The sequence below is a fragment of the Streptomyces sp. NPDC043867 genome (assembly GCF_056435845.1).
This window is the reverse complement of sequence record NZ_JBWKDS010000008.1, coordinates 104203-127027: the sequence shown is the minus strand read 5'-3', so window position 1 is coordinate 127027 and position 22825 is coordinate 104203. Positions and strand designations below refer to the sequence as shown.

19 protein-coding genes are annotated in these 22825 nt (G+C 71.7%); 13 read left to right on the top strand and 6 right to left on the bottom strand.

The window, feature by feature from the left end:
• The first annotated feature begins 600 nt into the window (after positions 1–600).
• The 3 genes from AC069T_RS10630 to AC069T_RS10620 all read left to right on the top strand — a co-directional run bounded on the left by AC069T_RS10630 (position 601) and on the right by AC069T_RS10620 (position 3854).
• Complete coding sequence (locus AC069T_RS10630) at positions 601–1905, top strand: phthiocerol/phthiodiolone dimycocerosyl transferase family protein (protein ID WP_478782373.1); 1305 nt, start codon at positions 601–603, stop codon at positions 1903–1905.
• A 62-nt stretch (positions 1906–1967) separates the two neighbouring features.
• The gene (locus AC069T_RS10625) at positions 1968–2489 is read left to right on the top strand and encodes an RNA polymerase sigma factor (RefSeq protein WP_476753264.1); all 522 of its coding nucleotides are present in this window, start codon (positions 1968–1970) and stop codon (positions 2487–2489) included.
• Between the two features lie 174 nt (positions 2490–2663).
• Positions 2664–3854, top strand: a complete 1191-nt coding sequence (locus AC069T_RS10620) for a cytochrome P450 (protein ID WP_478782372.1) — start codon at positions 2664–2666, stop codon at positions 3852–3854.
• Positions 3855–3976: 122 nt separating this feature from the next.
• On the opposite strand, the gene AC069T_RS10615 is transcribed toward AC069T_RS10620, so the two are convergent.
• Positions 3977–5152 carry an amidase domain-containing protein gene (locus AC069T_RS10615; protein ID WP_478782371.1) on the bottom strand — a complete coding sequence of 392 codons (1176 nt, stop codon included), beginning with the start codon at positions 5150–5152 and terminating at the stop codon, positions 3977–3979.
• 213 nt (positions 5153–5365) lie between these two features.
• Here AC069T_RS10615 and AC069T_RS10610 point away from each other — a divergent pair, with 213 nt between their 5' ends.
• From AC069T_RS10610 to AC069T_RS10595, 4 genes are all read left to right on the top strand, one after another.
• On the top strand, positions 5366–5743 hold the full coding sequence (locus AC069T_RS10610; protein ID WP_476753280.1) for a hypothetical protein: 378 nt from the start codon (positions 5366–5368) through the stop codon (positions 5741–5743).
• Positions 5744–5747: 4 nt separating this feature from the next.
• Positions 5748–8528, top strand: a complete 2781-nt coding sequence (locus AC069T_RS10605; RefSeq protein ID WP_478782370.1) for a caspase family protein — start codon at positions 5748–5750, stop codon at positions 8526–8528.
• The gene (locus tag AC069T_RS10600; RefSeq protein WP_478782369.1) at positions 8525–9946 is read left to right on the top strand and encodes an extracellular solute-binding protein; all 1422 of its coding nucleotides are present in this window, start codon (positions 8525–8527) and stop codon (positions 9944–9946) included. Before AC069T_RS10605 ends, AC069T_RS10600 begins: the two co-directional genes overlap by 4 nt.
• Positions 9947–10032: 86 nt before the next feature.
• A complete protein-coding gene (locus AC069T_RS10595; RefSeq protein WP_478782368.1) occupies positions 10033–10422 on the top strand; it encodes a TraR/DksA family transcriptional regulator in 390 nt (129 codons plus the stop codon).
• A gap of 84 nt (positions 10423–10506) precedes the next feature.
• Here the strand turns inward: AC069T_RS10595 and AC069T_RS10590 are convergent, their stop codons facing one another.
• Positions 10507–11430: an NAD-dependent epimerase/dehydratase family protein gene (locus tag AC069T_RS10590; protein ID WP_478782367.1), complete on the bottom strand. Its 924-nt coding sequence runs from the start codon at positions 11428–11430 to the stop codon at positions 10507–10509.
• A gap of 252 nt (positions 11431–11682) precedes the next feature.
• Here AC069T_RS10590 and AC069T_RS10585 point away from each other — a divergent pair, with 252 nt between their 5' ends.
• On the top strand, positions 11683–12384 hold the full coding sequence (locus AC069T_RS10585; RefSeq protein ID WP_478782366.1) for a ScbR family autoregulator-binding transcription factor: 702 nt from the start codon (positions 11683–11685) through the stop codon (positions 12382–12384).
• 182 nt (positions 12385–12566) lie between these two features.
• The gene (gene uvrA / locus AC069T_RS10580) at positions 12567–15035 is read left to right on the top strand and encodes an excinuclease ABC subunit UvrA (protein WP_478782365.1); all 2469 of its coding nucleotides are present in this window, start codon (positions 12567–12569) and stop codon (positions 15033–15035) included.
• A gap of 114 nt (positions 15036–15149) precedes the next feature.
• On the opposite strand, the gene AC069T_RS10575 is transcribed toward uvrA, so the two are convergent.
• Positions 15150–15296 (bottom strand): hypothetical protein, encoded by a 147-nt coding sequence (locus AC069T_RS10575; RefSeq protein ID WP_476753404.1) that lies wholly within the window; start codon positions 15294–15296, stop codon positions 15150–15152.
• Positions 15297–15918: 622 nt separating this feature from the next.
• Between AC069T_RS10575 and AC069T_RS10570 the strand changes: the two genes are divergently transcribed.
• Complete coding sequence (locus AC069T_RS10570; protein WP_478782364.1) at positions 15919–16578, top strand: YceI family protein; 660 nt, start codon at positions 15919–15921, stop codon at positions 16576–16578.
• Positions 16579–16677: 99 nt separating this feature from the next.
• Here the strand turns inward: AC069T_RS10570 and AC069T_RS10565 are convergent, their stop codons facing one another.
• Complete coding sequence (locus AC069T_RS10565) at positions 16678–18132, bottom strand: MFS transporter (protein ID WP_478782363.1); 1455 nt, start codon at positions 18130–18132, stop codon at positions 16678–16680.
• Positions 18133–18336: 204 nt separating this feature from the next.
• Between AC069T_RS10565 and AC069T_RS10560 the strand changes: the two genes are divergently transcribed.
• Positions 18337–18756 (top strand): MarR family winged helix-turn-helix transcriptional regulator, encoded by a 420-nt coding sequence (locus AC069T_RS10560; protein WP_388785040.1) that lies wholly within the window; start codon positions 18337–18339, stop codon positions 18754–18756.
• A gap of 117 nt (positions 18757–18873) precedes the next feature.
• Complete coding sequence (locus tag AC069T_RS10555; RefSeq protein WP_478782362.1) at positions 18874–19371, top strand: HIT family protein; 498 nt, start codon at positions 18874–18876, stop codon at positions 19369–19371.
• A gap of 40 nt (positions 19372–19411) precedes the next feature.
• On the opposite strand, the gene AC069T_RS10550 is transcribed toward AC069T_RS10555, so the two are convergent.
• A complete protein-coding gene (locus tag AC069T_RS10550; protein WP_478782361.1) occupies positions 19412–20659 on the bottom strand; it encodes an MFS transporter in 1248 nt (415 codons plus the stop codon).
• Positions 20660–20779: 120 nt separating this feature from the next.
• On the opposite strand from AC069T_RS10550, the gene AC069T_RS10545 reads away from it, so the two are divergent.
• Positions 20780–21784, top strand: coding sequence for a LysR family transcriptional regulator (locus AC069T_RS10545; RefSeq protein ID WP_478782360.1), 1005 nt, complete (start codon positions 20780–20782; stop codon positions 21782–21784).
• A 10-nt stretch (positions 21785–21794) separates the two neighbouring features.
• Here AC069T_RS10545 and AC069T_RS10540 read toward each other — a convergent pair whose 3' ends face one another.
• A complete protein-coding gene (locus AC069T_RS10540; RefSeq protein WP_478782359.1) occupies positions 21795–22469 on the bottom strand; it encodes a hypothetical protein in 675 nt (224 codons plus the stop codon).
• Positions 22470–22825 lie beyond the last annotated feature (356 nt).

The following is a 22825-nucleotide window of genomic DNA, read 5'->3' as shown; positions in this document are numbered from 1 at the left end:
GAATCGGCCAACTTCGCTGATCCGACGGCTCATCGGTGAAGGGTTTGTGGAAGACTCCACTGCGTTGGGGCGGCACGGCCGTGCACCAGTGCGAGTCGGCGGCCGCCACGAACGGATGCGAAGACTTTCGAACAGCCGGCGTCTCGACGGCCCCGGCGTCCGCGGAGCGGCCGCCTCCCGGCGTCGGACGTGGACCGCGCGATCACCGCGACGGGCCGCGCCGGACGAGGCCCGCCGGTCTCGGTGGCTTTCGGCCCGGTGCGGGGAGGTGCTCAATGGCGTGTGCGAGAAAGTCCGGCGACGAGAATCCCTCCCGAATGGACGGCATGTGACGGAAGAATGAATCGGGAATGTCGGCAAGAGGTTCCCGAGGTGGTGAAGGGCTGCTTCGGCAGCCACTTCCGGTGAATACCGGCGACTTCCTTTCACCCTCGCTCTCCTGTCCGCGGCACCCGATCTCCTCGTCCCCTAGCGATCCGACTGCGTCAAGAATCCGGAAATTCTGTGCAAAGGACCGTCTCCGTTCCCGGCCCGCCTGGGGCGGAGGCGGCGAGAAAGGCTGAACGCATGCGCGCGCTGTGTCCCGTCGAAACCCTTTACGTGGCCCAGAGAAGCAGGGCGGTGCTCTCCTGCGCCGTACGCGGACACCTCGACGCGGTCGCGCTGTCGAGGGCGCTCGACGCGGTGACGGCCGAGCGGCCGACCCTGCGGGCACGCATCACCCCCGACGGGCCGGGATACGCCCTGCAACTCCTCGGTGAGGACGACAGGCCGCGGCTCGTCCTGCGGACCGGCGACACCGAGAAGACGTACGAGGAGGAGCTCAACACCCCCCTCCCGGTGGGCGGTCCGCTCCTGCGGGCCGTCCTCACCAGCGAACCCGACGAATCCCGTCACCTCCTCGTCCTGACGGTGGACCACACCATCACCGACGGACACAGCGCCATCGCGCTCCACAACACCCTCTGGGACCGGTACCGCGCCCTCGTCGAGGGGACGGAGCCGGCGCCGAGCCCCTCCGCTCCGGTCACCGAGGAGACGGACCCCCCGGCCTGGCCCGAACCCGTCAGCGCTCTGCTGCCGCCCTCGGAAGAGGCGGAGACCGCCGAGTACCTGGAGCGCCGCCTCGCCGAGACCGGACACCGTCCCGTCGAGCTGGTCGCCTACGACGCACCCCGGCAGCCGGAGGCCGACGCGGCCGCGGCGGAGAACGGCCACCGCATCGAGGTGCGCCGCCTGCTCCTCGACGCCGACCACACCACCCGCCTGCGCCGGCTGGCCCGCGACTCCGGCGTGTCCGTGCACGGCCTCGTCAGCGCGGCGGTGCTGACCGCCGCCCGCAAGCGGCTCGACGGCGACGGCCCGCGCGTCCTCGGCTGCCTGTCGCCCGTCGACCTGCGCTCCCGCCTGACGCCGTCCCTGGCGCCCGACGTGATGGTCCCCGCGGTCACCATGCACCTGCACGCCGTCACGGTCGGCGCGGACACCGAACCGCTCGCCCTGGCCCGCGAGGTCGGCACCCACCTGCGCCACTCCATCGAACAGGGCGACCACTTCCAGGACCTGCGCATCATGCCGCAGATCCCTCGGCACCCCGCCCTCCAGACGGGCACCGTGATCGTGACCAACATGGGTTCCGCCCCCGGCCCCCGGCTGCCCGACGGGGCGCAGGTCACCGACGTCCGTCTGGTGCCCGCCCGCGAGCAGTACTTCCCGCAGGCCGGCCGCAGCCCCGTGATGGCCTGCGTGGTCTCCTTCGACGGGCGGCTGGCCATCGAGTTCCCCCACTACACGGCGTGTTTCACCCCGGCGTTCATGCGTGGCTTCCGCGACGACGTCCGTACCGCGCTCCTGACCTTCGCCACGACCGGCGACCGACCCGCCGTTCCCGCCATCACGAGCTGAGGGCACCCCTCACCGCGGCCGCGGCGCCCCCACCGGCTTCCCCCAAGGAGCACCCCTCCGAGATGAAGACCGCGCACGAACTCCCCACCCCCCTCGCCCTGTTGCTGCCGCGCGCCCAGGCAGGCAACGAACAGGCGATGAACGACCTGCTCACCCACATCACGCCGTACGTCGCCCGGGTCTGCTACTCGATCGCTCATGACAACGGATCCGACGCGACACAGGAGGCGCTCCTCGCCATATACCGGGGCCTCGCCACCCTGAGGGAACCCGCGGCCTTCTACGGCTGGGTCCGCTCCGTCACCATCCGCGAGGCGGTCCGTACCGTCAAACGCCTCGACGACGCGATGACCTGTCCACCGGTCGAGGCTCGGCACGAGGCGAACCCCCTGGACACCGTCCACATCAACGACGTCCTGGAACGACTGTCGACGCAGCACCGCGAAGTACTCACACTGCGGGTCTACGGACTCAACGAGGAGGAGATGGCGAAGACCCTCTCGCTGCCCGTCGGGACGGTGCGCTCCCGGCTGCACCGCGCCCGCCGCCGGTTCCAGGAGGCGTGGCAGCCGTCGGCGGCGTGAGCCGGCCCCGCAGACGTCCGGCAGCACGGCGTGACCTCGCCGCGGTGTCGGACGGGCGGACCTTGGCGGCCGGAGTGCTGGTGGCAGGGGCCGGTGTCCTGAAGTTTGTCGGAACACACCTGACGGCCGACTCCCGCGGAGCGGGCCGACGGCGACGACGGAGGGCACCGGCCGATGAGCAGAGCCGACGACGACGCACGGAAGACCGACAGGGACCGTCCCCGCCGGGCCTGCCCGGTAGGCCGCGACGACGACGGAACGTGGCAGATACGCGAGTACCGGGCGGCACGCACCGTCCTGCGCAGCGCCGACACCGTCCAGGCCGGCCTCGGCATCGAGACCGTCGAGAAACTGCCGGCCCGCATCCGGCGTCCCGTCCTGTACCGGGACGGCCCCGAGCACCGTGAGCACCGCCGCCGGACCGCGCGCTACTTCACTCCCCGCCGGGTGGAGGAGCACTACCGGGACCTGGCGGAACGCGTCACCGAGAAACACCTGGCGCCCCTGCGCACGGCGGGCGCGGCCCGGCTGGAGGACCTGAGCTTCGGCGTGGCGATCGACGTGGCGTGCGAAGTCATCGGCCTCACCCGCAGCAGACCGGGCATCCAGCGGCGGCTGGAGCGGTTCTTCCCCGAGAAGTTCGGCAGGCCGGGACTGACCAGCCCGCACGGGATCTACTGGCTGTTCCGCCAGAACACGAACTGGCTGCGCGTCTACCTCGCCGACGTGCGCCCCGCGATCCGCGCCCACCGTGCACGGCCCGACGACAACCTCATCTCACATCTGATCGCGGAAGGCTGCACGGACGCCGAGATACTGGGAGAGTGCCTCACGTACGCGGCGGCCGGAATGGTCACCACCCGTGAGTTCAGCTGCGTCGCCGCCTGGCATCTGTTCACGGACGCCGGCCTCCGCGACCGGTTCCGTGCCGGGGACGGGCCGCAACGGCTCGCCGTCCTCCACGAGATCCTGCGCCTGGAACCCGTGGTCGCCCGCCTCAGCCGGAGGACCACCGGCGACCTGGAAGTGCCGGGCGCCGAAGGCCCCGTCACGGTGCCGGCCGGTGCGCTCGTGGACATCCTCGTGGACGAGGTCAACACCGATCCGGGAGCGGTGGGCGCCGATCCGCTGCTGGTCCGCCCGGGGCGCCCGGCGACGACCGGCAAGGCGATGGCGCTCTCCTTCGGCGACGGTCCGCACCGCTGTCCCGGAGCCGACCTCGCCATGACGGAGACCGACGTCTTCCTGAGCGGCCTCTTCGCGCTGAAGGGCATCCGCATGGTCACGCCCCCTCGCGTCTCGTTCCAGGACGAGACGAGCGGCTATGTGATCCGCGGCCTGGAGGTCGCCCTCGACGGGCCCTGACCCTCCACTCGTCGGCCACGTCCCGGCCATCGCGCTCCGCGGGAACGGGAGAGCCCCGCGTCCGGCCCGCCCCGGAAACCCAGGGGGCGGTTCGTGCCGGTCGCGGGGCACAGCCGGTCGGATCAGGTGCGGTACGCGTAGTACGCCGCGTTCGGGTTCGCGGCGATGATGCTCGCCACCGACCTGCGGTAGGTGTCCGCGGAGTGGTACGTCAGATACGGCACGCCCCGCGAGCTGCGGTACGAGACGATCATCGTGTGGTCCTTGGACCCGTCCTTGTTGAAGTCCATCTGCAGCACGTCGCCGACGTCCATCTGGTAGACGTTCGCGAGGCTGGTGGCCCGCTTGGAGTTCAGGGAGAACCAGGAGAACTCGTTGACGCCGACGAACGAGTCCGAGTGGATGTCGGCGTTGCCGAACCACTTGGTGTAGTCGTACACGTAGCCGGGGACGTGCTTCCAGCCGCCGGCCTTGAGGGACTGGCTGACGAAGTTGGTGCAGTCGCCGGCGCCCCCGTCGAAGCTCGGATAGGCCGGGTTGTAGTCGTCCCAGTACTTCTCCGCGTAGGCGGCCATGGCCTTGTAGTTGTAGCCGGTGGCGGAGAAGTTCTTGGCCTTGGCGGGAGCGGGCCAGGAGGTGGCCGAGCGGGCGGCGGCGGGCATGTCGTCGTCGGCGACCGCCGCCGTGAACGAGGTCTTGGCCGGCTGGTTCACCGCCAGGTAGCCGTCATCCGTGTTGCGGACGTTCGTCAGCTGCCAGTCGCCCTGCCGGTCGGCGGTGAACGTCAGCTTGTGGTGGGCCTGGAAGCCGGTGGTCTTCGGCTCGTCGCCACGCACCTTCTCGTACGTCAGCATCGTGGTCTCGGTGACCTGGACGGTGGCGTGCCCGCCCCGCACCCGGGTCCTGTCCAGGGTGACGCTGGTCTCGGCCTTGCTGTACCGCTCGCCCAGGGTGGCGAGGCGGGACTTGCGGCCGCGCAGCGAGGACAGCGTGGAGTCCTCCTTGTTCTCCAGCGAGGAGGACAGCTCCACGTCACCGGAGAAACGCGAGGCGAGCGGCGAGCGCCCCCGGTTCTGCTTGTGGTCCACCAGGGCGTCGGTACGGTCGGTGAAGACCGCGTCCGCCAGCCGCTGGAAGGTGGCCCTGGTGGCCGGATCCACCACGGGCTCCCCGGCTCCGGCGCTGCTCGCACCGGCACTCCAGTTGGGCAGCATGGCCGCACCCGCGACGACCGAAGCGGCCGCCGCCGTCACTATGGTGGCGCGACGCCGCGTTCCGCTCAATTTCCTTGACTTCACTGAGTTTCCCCTCTACCCCGGACGCCTGCTGCCGGGGCAGGGCATCTTCGCACGTCAACGGTTCCGGTTGGGAAGAGGGATGCACAAGTGATACACGGGCACTTCACGACGCCGTCCCGGGAGTACCGCACGCCCGCGTGTGCGCCGGTCCGCCGGGCAACGTCGGGGCAGAATCCTCGCACAGCGCCAACGCCCGTGCCATGATGCTGAGTTATGACTGACGGGGAGGGTGTGGCGACCCGTGCGATCCGGGTCCGGCTGGACGGCACCGCGAGCCAGGGAGACATCGGTGCTCTGAAGAAGTGGCTGGAGCGGGAGAAGCCGCTGGAAGAGCTGGCCAGAAACGGCGATCTCCGCATCCAGGAGCGCGCCGGGACGGACGACCAGGAAACGGACGAACACGGCAGACCCATGGGCGCCGGGATCGAGATCCTGCTGCTGCTCGCCGGGGCCGCCGCCCAGTCCACGTTCGACATCGTGTTCAAGCAGGTGAGGAGAGGCGTCAAGGCCTGGTACGAGAACCGCCGTTCCGTGGAGAGCGGCGATCCGCCCGACTACGACGTCGACCCGGTGGACCTCGACGAGAGGTAGGCCGGTGCACCGCTTCGACCCGCGCGGAGAGGTGAACCGGGCCCTGCTGGTCGGCGTGTCCGTGTACGACTCCACGCGGCCGAAGGACCCGCACGGCGTCCCCGGCGACCTCGCCGCCGTGGAGCACAACCTTGCCCTGCTGGAAGGTGCGCTGCTGCGGGGCGAGGTGTTCCGGAAGGGCGAGGTCGTCATCTCCGGGTCGCCGTACCTGGACGCCTTCAGCGAGGCGCTGCGTACCGCCGCCGACGAGGCCGAGGGGCTGCTCCTCTTCTACTTCGCGGGTCATGGAGCCGTGCCCAGCGCGGGCGACGAGCTCTGGCTGCAGATGCGCAACGCGCGCGTCGTCCCCGGCAGCCGGGCCGTGTTCCCTGGCGCCGACCCCTTCTCCAGCGTCCTGACCGTGCTCGCCACCAGCCGGGCCCGGCACGTGGTCGTCGTCCTGGACTGCTGCAACGCCGGCAACGCCGCACAGGTCTGCGAGGCGCTCGCGGACCGGCGCCGCTTCTCGGTGCTGATGAGCGCGCAGGCCAACAACCGGGTCGACGCCGGGGACGACGCGACGCCCACGCCCTTCACCTCCGAGCTGGTGCGGATGCTGGAGGAGGGGGGTGCCGGACGGGACGGCGAGGTCACGTTCCTGGACCTGGCCGAGACGCTCACCGCGCACATGTCCGCCCACTACACGACGTTGCGCAACGAGCCGTGGGAGCCGCAGCGGTGGGGCGACACCGACATCGTCCTGGCCGGCCCAACCCCGGCGCCCGTGCCCGTCGACACCGTCCCGGTGCCCCCGGAGCAGCCCCGGGAACCCGCGAAGGACCATGAGGGGCGTCGGACGCCTCCCGCGCAGCTCGACGAGCCCGGGAAAGGGCGGGAATTACGGCCGCCACGGCACGCGGTGGTGCTCCCGCCGCGGGAACGGGAGACGCCCCCGGACCATGCTCCGCCCGGCGCGGAGCAGCAGGCCGGGGGAGGCCGGTCGCGGCCGCGCGCGTTCGCCCTGCTCCGGTCCCGGGCCCGCCGGACACCGTCCGCGGGCTGGGCGGGCCGGCTGCTGCTCTGGTCGCGGAGCAAGCCCCGCCAGGCCGTGGTCGCGGCCGCGGTCGTCCTCACGGGCGCGGGCGCCGGCGGCTACGCCCTTCTCTGGGGCACCGGCCCCGACCAGTCGTCCTGCGGCCCGACCCTCGAACTGCGCCTCCTCACCGACCCGGACCTGGAGCCCACCGTGCGCAGGGCCGCACAGGCGTATCTCACCTCACCGGCCAACACGACGTCCGCCGGCTGCCGGCGCAGCGGGATCACGGTGTACGGCGCCGGTACCGCCGACGCCGTGACGGGCTTCCACGACCGGTCCGACCCCTGGCAGCGTCCCGTCAGCGACGAACTGAACCCGCAGCGCGACATCGGCCCCCAGCCCGACATCTGGATCCCGGCGACGTCCGCGACCGCGGCGCGGGCCCAGCCGGTCGAACCGCTGCGCAAGTACGTGACGCTGGAACCGGACAGCAAGCCGTTCGCGTACTCCCCGATGGTGCTGTCGGTCCCGCAGAACATCGCCGAGGAGTCGTTGCGGGACAGGACCGGACGACCGCTCGCCACCCTCAGGAACAAGCTCCTCCAGCGGCAGCGGGACGCCGGCGTACGGCGCACCGACCCCGAGTACACGGACTCCGCGCTGCTGGCCAGCGTCGGTCTCTACGGCTCCGGCACCGACGTGAGCCGCGCCGAGGGGACCGTGGCGCAGCCGGGACCGCCCGCGCCGACGGGCGCGGATCTGCTGTGCGCGCTGCCGGACCACCGGGACGTCGACAAGCGCACCGCCGCGCTCGTGCCCGAGTTCCTGATGGTGAGCGGACTCGGCTGCGACGGGCCGACGCGCACCCCGCGGCTGGCCGAGTACCCCACGGACGTACCGCCCCTGGACCCCACCTTCGTCCGCGTGCGCTGGGAGAACGCCGAACGCGACCGGGCCGCACGGGACGACGCCGTCCGGCGCTTCCACGACTGGCTGGTCGGCGGCACCACCGAGGACGGCCCGGGCGGACTCGACGTCTTCGGCGAGGACGGCTTCCGTGCCGTGTCCGGCGGGGACTTCCTCGCGCCCCGCGGCAACGACACCGGGACACTCGCCCGCCCCAGCCCGCTCCCGGCGCCCGCCCGCGGTGACGCGCTGACGACGGCCCTCGAGCGGTACCGCAACGCCAACGGTCCCGGACGGGTGCTGTTCCTGCTCGACAGCTCCGGCTCGATGGGCGACCTGTGGGAGGGCGCCGGCGGCGCCCCCGGCATCCTCAAGCAGTCACTGGGCGGACTGGGCGGGCGGGACGAGTACGGGGTCTGGGCCGTCGCCTCGCGCGGGAGCGGCCCGTACGACGTCCTCCTGCCCTTCCGCCGCCACTCGCGCGCGGACGCGGAGCGGACCATCGACCGCGAGGCCGCGGTCCAGGACGCCGAGGCCGACCCGTACGCGGCGCTGACGGCGGCCCTCGACTACATGGCGGGGCGCGGCCGGGACGACGAGCGCCCCCAGCTGATCGTCTACGTCACCGACGACGAGGACAACGACCGGCTCACCGCCGGCAAGGACTTGGGCAGGCTCCTCGCGTCGGCCGAGGACCAGGGGGTCCCGGTGGTGATGGCGGCGCTGGACAGCGGCGGCTGCGACCGGGACAAGCCCGACGCCCGTATCTCGGAGGCGAGCGGCGGGCGCTGCCTCGACACCAGGGCCGATCTCGTCGCGGGCCTGCGTGACGAGGTGGCGCGGACGGGGACGGGGGACGAATGAGGCGACCGTGGACGCGTGGGCGGGCCTGGGTGCTCGCCGTTCTCCTCACTGCGTGCGCCGCCTGCACCGGCGGCGGTGCCTCCGAGCAGTCCGGAGCGGGCGTCACACCCGGGGCCGCGGGCGACATCGTCGTGGCCAGCGGGCGGGACGTGACCGGCAAGGGCGGCATCCGGCAGCAGCTCATCGACACCTGGAACGCACAGCAGGACCGGCGCCACACGGGCCGCCGTGCCCGCCTGGTGGAACTCCCGGGCTCCGCCGACGAACAGCGCAGCCAGCTCCTCGGCGCGCTCCAGTCCTACAGTGCGCAGTACGACGTGGTGAACCTGGACGTGACCTGGGTCCCCGAGTTCGCCGAAGCGGGCCTGATCCGCTCGCTGCCGTTGGAGCTGGTCGACGACCACGACGTGATCAAGTCCGTGGCCAGCACCGCGCGTTGGGACGGCAAGGTGTACGCGGTCCCGTTCAACAGCGACGTCGGGCTGCTCTACTACCGCCGCGACCACCTGGACCGGGCGGGCGTCCAGAACACCGACCTGAGCAAAGGGCTCGACCGGGGACAGCTGCAGGAGCTGATCGAAACCCTCGGCGAGCAGACCGGCAAGGACCGGCCCAGGGGCTACGAGAAGGGCTGGACCGCACAGTTCGGAGCCTACGAGGGGCGCACGGTCAACGGGATCGAGGCGTTCGCCTCCGTCCCCGGCGGCGTCACCCTCACCGACGCCGAGGGCCGCTACACCGCCACCGTGGCGGACCTGGAGAAGGGCCTCGCGGAACTGCGCAACCGCACCCAGTCCTCGTACCTCCTCAAGGACGCCCTCCGCTCCGACGAGGCCGCGTCGCTCACCGACTTCGCGAACGGCCGGACGGCGTTCCTGCGCCACTGGCCCTACGCGTACCAGAGCCTTCACCAGTCCTTGCCCGGGGCGCGGCTCGGGGTGACGACCCTGCCCGGCAGGGCGGTGCTCGGCGGGCAGAACCTCGCCGTCACCCGGTCCTCCGCCCAGCGGGACGCGGCGACCGACCTGATCGGGTTCCTGACGAGCCGGGAGAGTGAACGCTGCCTGCTGGACGCGGGGTTCGCGGCCACGCGGGTGTCCGCGTACCGGGACGACGACGTCAGGTGCCGGTCGGCGAAACCGTCCGGCGCGGCGACCGGCGGCGCGAGCCCCTCGCCGTCCGGCGAGAGCGCCGACCGGATGCCGCGAGACGGCCAGGGCCGCCCCAGGTACGCCCGCGGCATCCTGCTGCCGGCCCTCACCCGAGCCGTGCAGCGCCCTCGCACCCCGCTCTACGGCGCCTTCACCCAGACCTTCACCACCGAACTCGGCAGGTTGTTCACCGCCGACCCTCCGAGCGACAGCGAACTCGCCGCACACCTGGACAAGGCGCTCCGGGGCGTCCTGCCGGACGGGTGACCGCCCCGGCCGCGAACGCCGCCGCACCGTGGCGGCGCCCCGACCGGACCCGGAATACCGGAAGGAATCCCGTCGTTCCAGCAGAAATGAGCACTCCCTCCGAGGACGGCACTCCGTCCGCCGACGGGCCGGGCCCGGTTCACGAGCGGCTGCTGGCGGAGCGCGCGGACACGTTCGCCCGGATCGCGGCCCTGGAGCGGGACTTCGACGCGATCGTGGAGGCGAACGCGCTGGTCGCGGTCGACGACGAGCACGACCCGGAGGGGTCGAGCACGGCGTTCGAGCGGGCGCACGTGGCATCCCTGCTGTCCCGGGCCCGGCAGTACCTGGAGGAGCTGGACGGCGCGCTGGAGCGTCTGGAGCTCGGCGCCTATGGCTCGTGCGACACGTGCGGTGAGGTGATCCCGGCGGAGCGGCTGGAGGTGCGGCCTGCGGCGCGTACCTGTGTCAGGTGCGCCTCCGTCCGTCACCGCTGAGCGGGGCGGGCGGCCCCGGGCTGACCGGTCCTGCCCAGCGGGGGCGGGGAGCCCCCGCGCCGTACTGCCGACCCCGCGGCCGGCTCACCGCGCGGCGGCCTGTTCCGGGCGGGGTGGCAGGTGGTCGGGGATCTGGAGGGCGGGCGCGGCCCCCGGATCCAGACCGAGCCGGTCCCACAGGGTGTCGCCGAGGAACCAGTGGTGGCGGGTGAGCATGGTCAGGTGGTGACGGGCCTGCGCGTCGCCCCGGACCTTGGCGAGGGCCTGGTCCGGGGTCAGCGGCGGGCGGGGCGGGAGGCCGAGGCGGTCGAGGACGAGAGCGATCAGCTCGGCGACGGCCAGCGGGGTCGGATGGTTGGCGTGCTGCGCGCCGGTGACCTCACGGTCGGTGAGAGCGGCGGCGACGACGGCCCGGGCGAGGTCGGCGACGTTGACCGCGGAGTGCAGGGCGGGGGTGTCCACGGCCGCCCCCAGGTACCGCAGGAGCCAGGTCAGGCCGGGCACGACCTGGCGGTCCCCGTCGCCGTAGACGAGGTGCGGGCGCAGGACGGTGCCGCCGGCGGCCAGGACGTGGCGCTCGGCGGCGGCACGCGTGCGACTGGCGGCCGATTCCGGAGCCGGGCGCAGATCCGCGACATCCGCCCGGTGGAAGGTGCCGTGGCCGTACACGGCGGCGGTGCTGACGTACACGACGCGGCGTACGCCGTGGCGCTCCGCGTCCTCGACCAGGGCCCGGGTGCCGACATCGTTGACCGCGTGCAGCGTGGACGCGTCCGCGTCGATGGCGGAGGCGCAGTGGACGACCGCGTCGACGCCCTCGCACAGTCCGCGCAAGGAGTCGGGGTCGCCCAGGTCGGCGGTCACCGTGGCCACCCGTGCGCCCGTCGCTGACCGCTCGGCGGTGCGCGTGAGGATTCGAAGCCGGACGTGCGGTTTTTTGAGGGCGGCGGCGGTGATGTGCTGTCCGATGAACCCGCGCGGGCCGGTGATGAGGAGGGTGGACGGCATCGGGGCTCCTTGAAGGCGGCTTGAACTGGTTGCTTACCGTGTTGCCCGACGTGCGGAGGGTGGCGGGAGTGGTCCGGAGACGGCGTCGGAGTTCCTGGACATCCGGTACCGAAGGGAGTAGTGGCTTGTGAAAATACGGACTACCTGGTTTTGTTTCCGTAAAGGAAGGCAGTAGAACACCCATGGTTGTACTGGCGTCGTCCCGTGCGGACGCCGCGGATGGTTGTACACAAGTGAACTTCGGGAGGTCTGGTGGCGCGTCAGGAGCGTGCGGTCCGTACGAAGCTGGCGATTCTGAACGCCGCGGCGGCGGTGTTCGACGAACGCGGCTACGAGGCTGCCACGATCGGTGAGGTGCTGGCCCGGGCCGGCGTGACCAAGGGAGCCCTGTACTTCCACTTCCCCTCCAAGCAGGCGTTGGCGGAAGGCGTGCTGGGACAGCAGTTCGCCGCGGTGTCCGTCGTACCGCAGGCTTCCCGGCTGCAGGAGTTCGTGGACACGGGCCTGCTGGTGGCCTATCAGATGCGCCGCGACCCGATGGTGAGCGCGGTGGCGAGGCTGTCGCTGGAACAGGACATGCGGGCCCAGTTCGGCACGGCGGCCCTGACGCAGTGGATCGACGCGTGCCGGTATCTCCTGCAGGAGGCCAAGAAACAGGGAGAGTTGCTGCCGCACGTCGACCCGGAGGAGAGTGCCTGGCTGTTCTCGGCGGCCTGGACCGGGGTGCAGGTGTACTCGCAGATCCTCGCCGGTCGCGAGGATCTGGAGACCCGCGTGGTGACGCTGTTCGAGCACCTGCTGCCCTCGATCGCCGTGCCCGCGGTGCTGGGCAGGCTCGTCATCACGGCCGAGCGCGCCGGCGAACTGGGCGCCGCGAGCATCCGTACCCCCGAGGAGGCCGAGGCCTCAGCGGCGCGACAGAAGGACGAGGGCCCCGTGGACGCCACGGTCTGATCCTCCAGGACCGCTCGCACCGGCCTGTCCGGGATGCGCCACCCGGACGACCGAAACGGACCGGGCATGCGGAAAGCGCTGCCCGGACCCCCGCCCACCCCGCACCGCCTTCCGCCCGCGGCCACCCCTGGTACGGCGGCACCGCTCGCGCGGTCCCCCGTCCCTTCGGGTAGGCAGGAGGGGTGACGAACGATCCGAGTGACTCCTTCGTGCGCGTGCGGGGCGCCTGCGAGCACAACCTGAGGAACGTGGACGTCGACCTCCCCCGGGACGCGATGGTCGCCTTCACCGGTGTCTCCGGCTCGGGCAAGTCCTCCCTCGCCTTCGGCACGCTCTACGCCGAGGCGCAGCGCAGGTACTTCGAATCCGTGGCACCGTACGCCCGCCGGCTGCTGCAGCAGGCCGGCGCACCCCACGTCCGGGAGATCACCGGGCTGCCGCCCGCCGTGGCGCTCCAGCAGCGCCGCGGGACTCCCGGCTCACGGTCGACGGTCGGCACCCTCACCACGCTGTCCAACCTGCTGCGGATGCTGTACTCGCGCGCCGGAACCCACCCGCCCGGCGCACCCCGGCTGGCTGCGGAGGCGTTCTCGCCCAACACCCCCGCCGGTGCCTGCCCGCGTTGCCACGGGCTGGGCGTCGTCCACGACGTCGCCGAGGACCTCCTCGTACCCGACCCCTCGCTGAGCATCCGGGACGGGGCGATCGCGGCCTGGCCGGGTGCCTGGCAGGGCGCCAATCTGCGCAGCATCGTGAGCGGTCTGGGCATCGACGTCGACCGGCCGTGGCGCAGGCTCGGGAAGAAGGACCGGGACTGGCTGCTCTACACCGACGAGCAGCCCTCCGTGCTGATCGAGCCGGAGCCCGGCCGCGCCGACCACGGCTACCACGGGAAGTTCTGGAGCGCCCGCGCGCACGTCATGCACGTCCTCGCCGACTCCAGGAGCGAGCGGATGCGGGAGCGGGCCATGCGGTTCGTGCGCGGCGTGCCGTGTCCGGAGTGCGACGGCAGCGGGCTCCGGCCGGAGGCGCTCGCGGTCACCTTCGCGGGCCGCACCGTCGCCGAGGTGAACGCGCTGCCGCTCGCCGGCGTGGTGACGCTGCTGCGGCCCGTCGCGGGACTGTCCGGCACCGGGACCGCCACGGGGAGCATTCCGCCCGCGGAGCGGACCGAGGCCGCGATCCGGATCTGCGCCGACGTGGTGGCGCGCCTGGAGGTGCTGCTCGGCCTCGGCCTGGGATACCTGAGTCTCGGACGCCGGTCGACGACGCTCTCGCCGGGAGAGGCACAGCGACTGCGGATCGCCACCCAGCTGCGCTCCGGACTCTTCGGAGTCGTCTACGTGCTCGACGAGCCGTCCGCGGGCCTGCACCCGGCGGACGCGGAGCCCCTGCTGGACGTCCTGGACCGTTTGAGGGCCGCGGGCAACTCGCTGTTCGTGGTGGAGCACGACATGGACGTCGTACGGCGTGCGGACTGGGTCGTCGACATCGGCCCCGGTGCGGGCGAGGGCGGCGGCCGGGTGCTGTACAGCGGGCCGGTGGCCGGCCTGGAGCGGGTGACGGAGTCGGCCACCGCCCGTCACCTGTTCGGCCGTGCCGAGCCGTGCGCTCGCCGCCCGCGGAAACCGTCCGGGCGACTGCGCCTGGACGGGGTGTCCCGTCACAACCTGCGCGACGTGTCCGTCGAGGTGCCCCTGGGGGTGCTGACAGCGGTGACCGGGGTGTCGGGATCCGGCAAGTCGACGCTGGTGACCCAGGTCCTCGCGGAAGTCGTACGCGCTCATCTCGGACTCGCACCCGATGACCCCGACGAGACGGAGTCCGAGGTCGAGGTGCGGGACGCCTCGGGCCTCGACGCGTTCGACCGGCTGGTGCGCGTCGACCAGCGGCCCATCGGGCGCACTCCCCGGTCCAACCTGGCGACCTACACGGGGATGTTCGACGCGGTGCGCAAGCTGTACGCCGCGACGGACGAGGCGCTGGCGCGCGGCTACCCGGCCGGCCGGTTCTCCTTCAACGTCCCCGAGGGGCGGTGCGAGACCTGCCAGGGGGAAGGGTTCGTCGCCGTCGAGCTGCTCTTCCTGCCCGGCACGTACGCGCCGTGCCCGGCCTGCGACGGCGCTCGGTACGACGCTGAGACGCTCGAGGTGACCTACCGGGGGAAGAACATCGCGGACGTCCTGGCGATGTCCGTGGACGAGGCCGCCCCGTTCCTCGCCGGGGTCCCGGCGGCCTCGCGAAGCCTGGAGACGCTCCAGGAGGTGGGGCTCGGATATCTGCGGCTGGGCCAGCCCGCCACGGAACTCAGCGGTGGTGAGGCCCAGCGCATCAAGCTGGCCACGGAGCTGCAGCGCGCCCGGCGCGGCCACGCCCTCTACCTGCTCGACGAACCGACGGCGGGACTGCACCCGGCGGACGTCGCTCTGCTGCTGCGGCAGTTGCACCGTCTCGTGGATGCCGGCAACACAGTCGTCCTGGTCGAACACGACCTGGACACGATCGCCACCGCGGACTGGATCATCGATCTCGGGCCGGGCGGCGGGGACGCGGGCGGACGGGTGGTGGTCACCGGCACTCCCGCCAAGGTGGCGAGATCCCGGCGCAGCGCCACCGCGCCCTACCTGGCGTCGAGACTGTCGCGCTCATGAGCGGCCGGCACCAGCACGTCGGCCGCCGACGCCGGGACTTCCCGGCCGACGCGGGCCCGTCGCCATCGCCGGTGCCGCCGGCGGTCGCCACCGGCGGCACCCGTCCGGCCGAGGTCAGTGCCGCCCGCGCAGCTTGCCCAGAAGCCGCTGGGCCTGGGCCCGGCGGCGGGGGTCGGCGGATGCGCGGCGGACCTGCTCGGCGGTGCGCCGGCCCTGCGGGCTCTTCGCGAACTGCTTGATCTTCTCCATCATGCCTGGCACGACGTTCCTCCTGTGGCGGGGTGCTTGCAGCGGATGCGTGCACTGCCCGTGTACCCCATTGACGCCGGGTAACCGGATTCTGGTCCATTCCCCGACCCGTACGGCGGGTACCGCGTCGGCGGGGTGGTACGGGCCGCTTCGTGATCTCCCGGTGCCTTTCCTCCACGCTTCTTTTACAAGCGGAGGTGGTTTCCGTCGAAAACGGACGGTGCGCGCATTTCGGCTCACGGATGCGCGGGATCTCCAATGGCAAAGCCGGGCGGCCTGTTTGTTTCGACCTTGCCGGATTCGCGTCGATCATGAAACGCGCCATTCCGAAGCCGGGCGGAGACTGGAACCCGCCACCGGATCAACCATGCCCGAGAGTGACTCCACAGGAGTGAAAAGTCCGCCTATGGGTGCTTGGTACCCCTGGGTCGTCGTCCTCCGCGTCGGGGAAACGTCCGTAGGCGGAATTCGGCGGTGCCCTCTTCTTCTGCCGGTATTCCGGCATCCAGTGTGCGGATCTGGTGAATATCCCGCAAGGGGGAGCGGTGTGCACGCCATTCGCCGCGGCTCCGGAGAAACTCCCGCGGCGAGAAACCCTTGCGGGAATACTGCTCGTCGAGTAACTAGATGACCTATGAATCTGTTCACCCGCAGCGCCTCACCACGCCGCACGATCTCCCCGGCCCCGCACGAACGCGCGGCGGTCGTGTCGGCGTCCGGCTCCGCCGTCCACCCGGACCCCCGCCTGGCGGCTCTGACGGGGGAGTGGGTCATCGACCCCGCGCACAGCCGGATCGGGTTCTCCGTCCGGCACGCCATGGTGACCACGGTGCGGGGGTCCTTCACCGAGTACCAGAGCCGTATGTACTTCGACGGGGGGAACCCCGAGCGCTCGCGGGCCGAGATCGTGCTGTTCACCGCGAGTGTCGACAGCGGTGTGGAACAGCGCGACGCCCACCTGGTCGGCCGCGACTTCCTGGACGCCAGGACCTATCCGCGCATGGCCTTCACCAGTACGTCCGTCGAGCTCGCCGGCCCGGACGTCTACCGCATGACCGGCGACCTCACGATCAAGGACGTCACGCGTCCCGTCGTCCTCGAACTCACCTACATCGGGCACGTCGTCGACCCGTTCGGCTATGAACGGGCCGGCTTCGACGGCACCACCACCATCAACCGCTCCGACTGGGGGCTGACGTACAACACGAGGCTGGCGGAGGGCGGCGCCATGGTGAGCGAGAAGGTGCGTCTGCAGTTCGACATCGCCGCCATCCGCACCACCCCCGTCGGCTGACCGGACCGGCCGCCACCCTGCGGCCGTCGGCGAGGCCGTGTGCATCGAACCGCGTCAGCCGCCGACGGCTGACGCGGTCCGTGGAGCTCCGGCTTCCCGTCAGGCCTCCACCGTGGCCTGGTCCGGCGTCGCGGCGCCGGCCCGGTCACCCGCCGCTTCCGGGGCGCGGACGGCCGGGATGAGGGCGGCGGTCACGGCGGCGACCAGGGCGACGCCGCCGCCGATCAGCAGAGCGGTACGGAACCCGTCCTCCGACGTGAGGCTGTAGCCGCCCATGGTGGTGGTGAGCTGGGAGAGGACGACACCGATCACCGCGGCTCCGATCGACGTGCCGAGCGAGCGCATGAGGGTGTTGAAGCCGTTGGCGGCGGCGGTCTCCGACAGCGGCACCGAACTCATGATCAGCGCGGGCATCGAACCGTAGGCGAGGCCGACGCCGCTGTTGATGACCATGCACACCAGCATCAGACCCCAGGCGGAACCCATCAGAGCCAGTGACAGGCCATAACCCGCGGCGATGACCAGGACCCCGCAGATCAGGGTGAACTTGGGGCCGCGGGCGTCGGTGAGCTTTCCGCCGAGCGGCGAGACGAACATCATCATGACGCCGCCGGGGGCCATCCACAGGCCGGCCGCGAGCATCGACTGGCCCAGACCGTAGCCGGTGGCCTCGGGGAACTGCAGCAACTGGGGGATGACCAGCATGCTGGCGTACATCCCGAAGCCGACGAAGACCGAAGCGACGTTGGTGAACAGCACGCGGGGGCGGGCGGTGGTGCGCAGATCGACCAGCGGGTCCCGGGTGCGCAGCTCCCACACGCCCCACGCGCCCAGCACCACGACGGCGGCGACGAACAGGCCCAGCGTGGTCGCCGAGCCCCAGCCCCAGTCGGCGCCCTTGGACACCGCGAGCAGCAGGCAGACCAGGCCCACGGCCAGGCCGAGCGCTCCGGGCGCGTCGAACCGCTGGCCCTTCGCGACGGCCGGCACGTCGGGAATCAGGAACCAGATCAGTACGGCGATCGCCGCGGCCAGGACGGCACAGGCCCAGAACAGCACCCGCCAGCTCGCGTACTGCGCGACCGCCGCGGCGATGGGCAGGCCGAGGCCGCCACCGATGCCCATCGAAGCGCTGACCAGCGCGATCGAGGAGCTGAGCTTCTCGGCGGGGACGACGTCACGCAGCAGGGCGATGCCCAGCGGCACCATGCCCATGCCCATGCCCTGAAGACCGCGCCCGACGATCATCGGTACGACGGAGGTCGCGAGCGCGCACACCACCGAACCTGCGACCAGCGGTATGGAGCATGCAAGGAGCATGCGGCGCTTGCCGAGGAGATCCCCGAGGCGGCCGGAGACCGGCACGCACACGGCGGCCGCGAGCAGGGTGACCGTGATCACCCACGCCGAGTTGGACGGGGAAGTGTGCAGGATCTCCGGCAGTTCCGCGATGAGCGGGGTGACCAAGGTCTGCGTGATCGCTGCCACGATGCCGGCGAAGGCGAGCGTGGCGACCACGCCTCCTGCGCGCGCTGACGGCTGGGGGGCGCCCATGGCGGGACTCCTGAGGTGCTTGTCCGACGAGAGTGTGCATCGTACATGTCGTATGTATTCAGCACGTCTCATGTACGGGGCACATGGTCATGAGAGGATGGGAGCCGGACCGGGCACGACGAGACGTGACGTGCCACCGGACCGGCGGACGCAGGAGGCAACAGGCACGTGGTCAAGCCCACGCACGAAGTCGAGTACGAGCAGATGCTGCTGAGCCGCCACGGGCTCATGCACCACAGAAACGGGCGCCGCAAGGGCGGGCTGCTGGAACGCAGCGCCTACATCCTGCTCAGCCGTATCCGCGTGCAGGGGCCGATGTCGATCGGTGAACTCAGCGACGCCTTCGGGCTCGACGCCTCCACCCTCAACCGGCAGACCGCCGCGGCGATGCGCGCGGGACTCGTGGAGCGCATCCCCGACCCCGAAGGGGGCATGGCCCGCAAGTTCCGCCTCACGGACGAGGGCGCGCGTCTCCTCGACGAGGAACGCGACGGCATCATCCACTCGCTGGACCAGGTCATGGCCGACTGGCCGGACGAGGACATCGCCGCCTTCGCCGCCTACCTGAGGCGCTTCAACACGGACATCGAACGCCTGGGCGGGCGCCCGTGGCCGCGTCCGTGACTGGACGGTGGACACCGTGCCGCCGTGCTCCGGTGCCGCCCGGGCCGACGGGGCCGACGGGGCCGGTTTCCGTCCTCGCGGAGCCCGCCGTGCCGCGCGGCTCTACGCTCCCGGTACATGACGAGCCCCGACTGCTACGCGTGCGCCACCGAGGCGCGGTTCGAGGAACTTCCGCCGCGCGAGCGCATCGCGAGTGACGAGTACTGGCGCGTGGCCCATGCCGTCGGCACCTCTTTGCCGGGATGGCTGGTGCTGCTGCCCCGGCGCCACGTGACGGCGGTCCACGAACTCACCGACGCCGAGGCCGCCGACCTGGGCATGTGGCAGGTCCGGCTGTCCCGCGCCCTGCGGGACGTGACCGGTTGCGCCAAGACGTACGTCGTCCAGTTCGCCGAGGCCGAGGGCTTCGTCCACGTGCACTTCCACATCGTGCCCCGCGGCGCGGATCTTCCTCCGGAGATGCGTGGGCCGGGCGTCTTCGCGCTGCTGGGCCGCCCGGAGGCGGAGCAGGTCCCGGCCGAGCGTGCGGACCGCCTGGCTCACGCCCTGCGAGCCCGCCTCCGGGGTCGTACGGACGAGGAGGAAACCGCGGAACCCGGTCGCGGCCGCCGCTGACGCGCCCCGACGGGCGGACGCGGAGCGCCGGGGAGAGCGGTCACGCGGCCCGGACGTCCTCGGCCGGCGCGGCGGGCCCGGGGGCGGACAGGTGCGCTCGTCCAGGCAGGAGCAGCGGGGTGAAGAGCAGGAGAGCGCCGGACACGGTGATCGCCGTGAGCGGGCTGGTGAGGGTGGCGAGCAGGCCCCAGAGCACCATCAGGGCAGCTTGCACGAGCTTGCTGACGGCACTCCAGGTACTGAGGACCCGGGCCGTCCGGGCCGCGGGTGTCCGTCGCAGGCGCTCCGTGGCGCAGACGGGATTGAAGACGCCCATGCAGGTGATCAGCAGCCCCTCGACGATGATCACGGTGAGGAGTCCGCGGAGGCCGGGACCGACCAGGGCGAGCCCGAGCGGGAAGAGCGATCGCAGCCGGCCGAAGACGGTCATGATCCGGTGCCGGCCGTAGCGGGTGACGAGGCGCGGCGAGAGGCGGGCACCCGCGAACCCGCCGAGAGCCGGCACGCCGAAGGCCAGACCGTATTGCCAGGCCGGGACGTTGTACTGGCCCAGCAGGAGGACGGACAGGAGCGGGGCGGTGGCCATGATCAGACCGCTGACCAGGATCGAGTTGAGGAACAGGCGCCTCAGAGCGGGATCGTGGAGGATGAACAGCCACCCGCCGAGCAGCTCGGCTCCGCGCACCCTGGTGACCCGCTCGCGAGGTGTCACGATGTCGCCGCCGCGGATGCGCAGGACCCCGAGCGCCGACAGCAGGTAGCTGAAAGCGTCCGCCGTGACGGTGACGACCGGGCCGAGCACGCCCATGAGCGCACCGCCGACGGGCGGCCCCGCCGCGATCGCCACCCAGCTCGTACCCTCGAGTCTCCCGCTCGCCACCAGAAGGCGATCGCCAGGGACGAGATACTTCAGATACGCACCCGACGCGGCGGTGAAGGCGATACCCGCGGTCCCGGAGACGACCGAGACCCCGAGCAGCTGGCCGTACGACAGCAGGCCGAGGACGTACGCGACCGGGACGCTCACCATCGCGGCGAACCGGACCAGGTCCATCGTGATCATCACGCGGCGCTTGGCGCGGTGCTCCACCCACGGCCCGAGCCAGAACGCGACGAGCGCCGCCACGGCGAGCCCGGCAGCCTCCAGGAGCGACACGGCGAACGCCGACGAGTGCAGCACCCGGACCGCGATCACCGGGAACGCGCCGAAGGCGATCCACGTACCGTACGTACTGACCGCGTAGGCCGACCACAGCAGGCCGAAACCGCTCCCCAACTTCGCGCCCATGCGCCCCCGCCACAACCGATGTTCGAGTCCTCCCATCACACCGGCCCTGCCGCCGCAGGATCAAACAACCGCATCCCGGGCGAGCCACAACCGTCGGTTGAGCGCCTCTATGCTGGCTCCATGGATACCGAGGCGGTGCGCTCGTTCGTCCGCGCGGCCGAACTGGGACAGCTGCGGCACGCGGCCGACGAACTCGGCGTCACGCAACAGGCCGTGTCGAAGCGGATCGCCGCCCTGGAGCGCGAGCTCGACGTCCGGTTGTTCACCCGCACCGCCCGCGGGGTCGAGCTGACACTCGACGGCCAGGCCTTCCTCCCGCACGCCCGGAGCATCGTCACGGGTGTCGACCGCGCCGTCGGCGCGATCCGGCCGGGTTCGCGGGCACTGCGGATCGACGTTCTCGGCCTGCGGTCCGCGCAGGCCGTCGTCCTGCACGACTACTGGCGGTCGCATCCCGAAACCGACCTCGACGTGGTCACCCTCAAGGGCAACGACCCGCGCACGGCCGTCACCGCCGTCCGGGCCGGCGACATCGACGCCTCGTTCCGCTCGGTCACCGACCCGGCCGCACTACCGCCCGACGTGCGGATGATCCACGCGTTCGACTCCCCGCTGGAACTCCTAGTCGGCCCGAAACACCCGCTCGCCGCCGCACGCACGCTCACACCGTTGCAGCTGCGCCGGCACCGGATCTGGGTGCCGGGCATCGCGCCGCGCAGCGAGTGGGCGGATTTCTACGACCAGCTCGCCACCGACTTCGACCTCCGCGTCGACGCCGCGGGCCCGAACTTCGGCAACGAGGTACTCCTCGACGTCCTGGCCGACTCCGCGGACGTGGCGACCCTCGTCGGCTCCCGCGACCGGTACATCTGGCCGACCCACCACGACCTGCGCCGCATCCCGATCGTGAATCCGACGATCGCCTACCCGCTCTCCCTCATCCTCCCCCGCGCGGATCCGCACCCCGGACTCCGGGCGATCATCGACCACTTCGCGAGCCTGGCACCGCTCCCCGAGACGACCTGGCGGCCGTCCTGGGCACCGGCACCCCGCCGCGGCGGCGGACCTCGAAAGGGGGCGGCGGACCTCGAAGGGGTTCGACGACCGCCGCCGACACCGTCGTGACCGACCGCATCTAGGGGGTGAACACCTCGTCGAGGCGGTCGATGGCACCGTCGGCACCGAGGTGGTAGGTGAAGACCAGACCCGAGTTCGGGTGGGCCTCCAGCCAGTCGAGGAACTCCTGCACGCCGATGTGCTGGTTCTCGGTGCTCTCCACGATGGGGTTGGTCACCGTGACGTCCGCGGCCTGGTCCATCGGGATGAAGGTCTCCTTGCCGACGGTCTCGAACGGTGCGCCGTCCGAGTCGGGCGAGCCGCAACCCCAGTTGCCGTGCTTGACGATGAGGCTCAGGGATCCCCCTTCCGGGGTGTAGCGGTAGACCGCGATCTCGTCCGGGGAGATGGGCATCTTGTGGTCGCAGCCGTCGTCGTCGGCGCCACCCGCGCCCGTCGGCGTGGCAGCGGGGGACTTCGACGCGGCCGGAGCGGCGCCGGGGGACTTCGCGCCGCCGCCCGTACCCGCGGAGGCCTTCGCACCGGCCCCGGGCTTCTTGCTCGCCGAGCCGGTGGCCTTCTCCTTATCGCCGGTGCCGCCCGCCTTCGTGGCGCTCGCGCCGCTGCCGGCGCCCTCCGCGCCGCCGTCGCCGTTGCACCCGGTGAGGGCCAACGCCCCCACCACGCACGCTCCCAGCACGGCAGCGCGCAGGGTGCCCGGTCTGCGGCGGCTCTTCGTCGGCGTCTGGTTCATCGTTCGTCCCCCTGGTGTCAAAGAATCCGTGTGCCTCAACAGCTTGACCGGAAGGACGACTTTCGGCCGTCCGCAGTTGCACGTTCGCGCGACCTGTTCACGCGTCACCGGCTGGTCGATTATGCGTGAGGAGTCCACCACCGGCGAGGGCCGGGTCGCGATTGACACAGGTGTTCCGGGGACCGCGAGCGAGATGCCGCTCCCACAGCGGCCCGGACGGGCGCCGGTGACGAATGCTCAACAGACCGCATGTACCGGACACCTTGCCGTCGGTGGACGGCATGGCCTGTTCTCGCCCGCGCGCACCCCTTGCGACGGGGACGCTCCCGCGGACGTTCCGAGGCGCGGGTCCACGG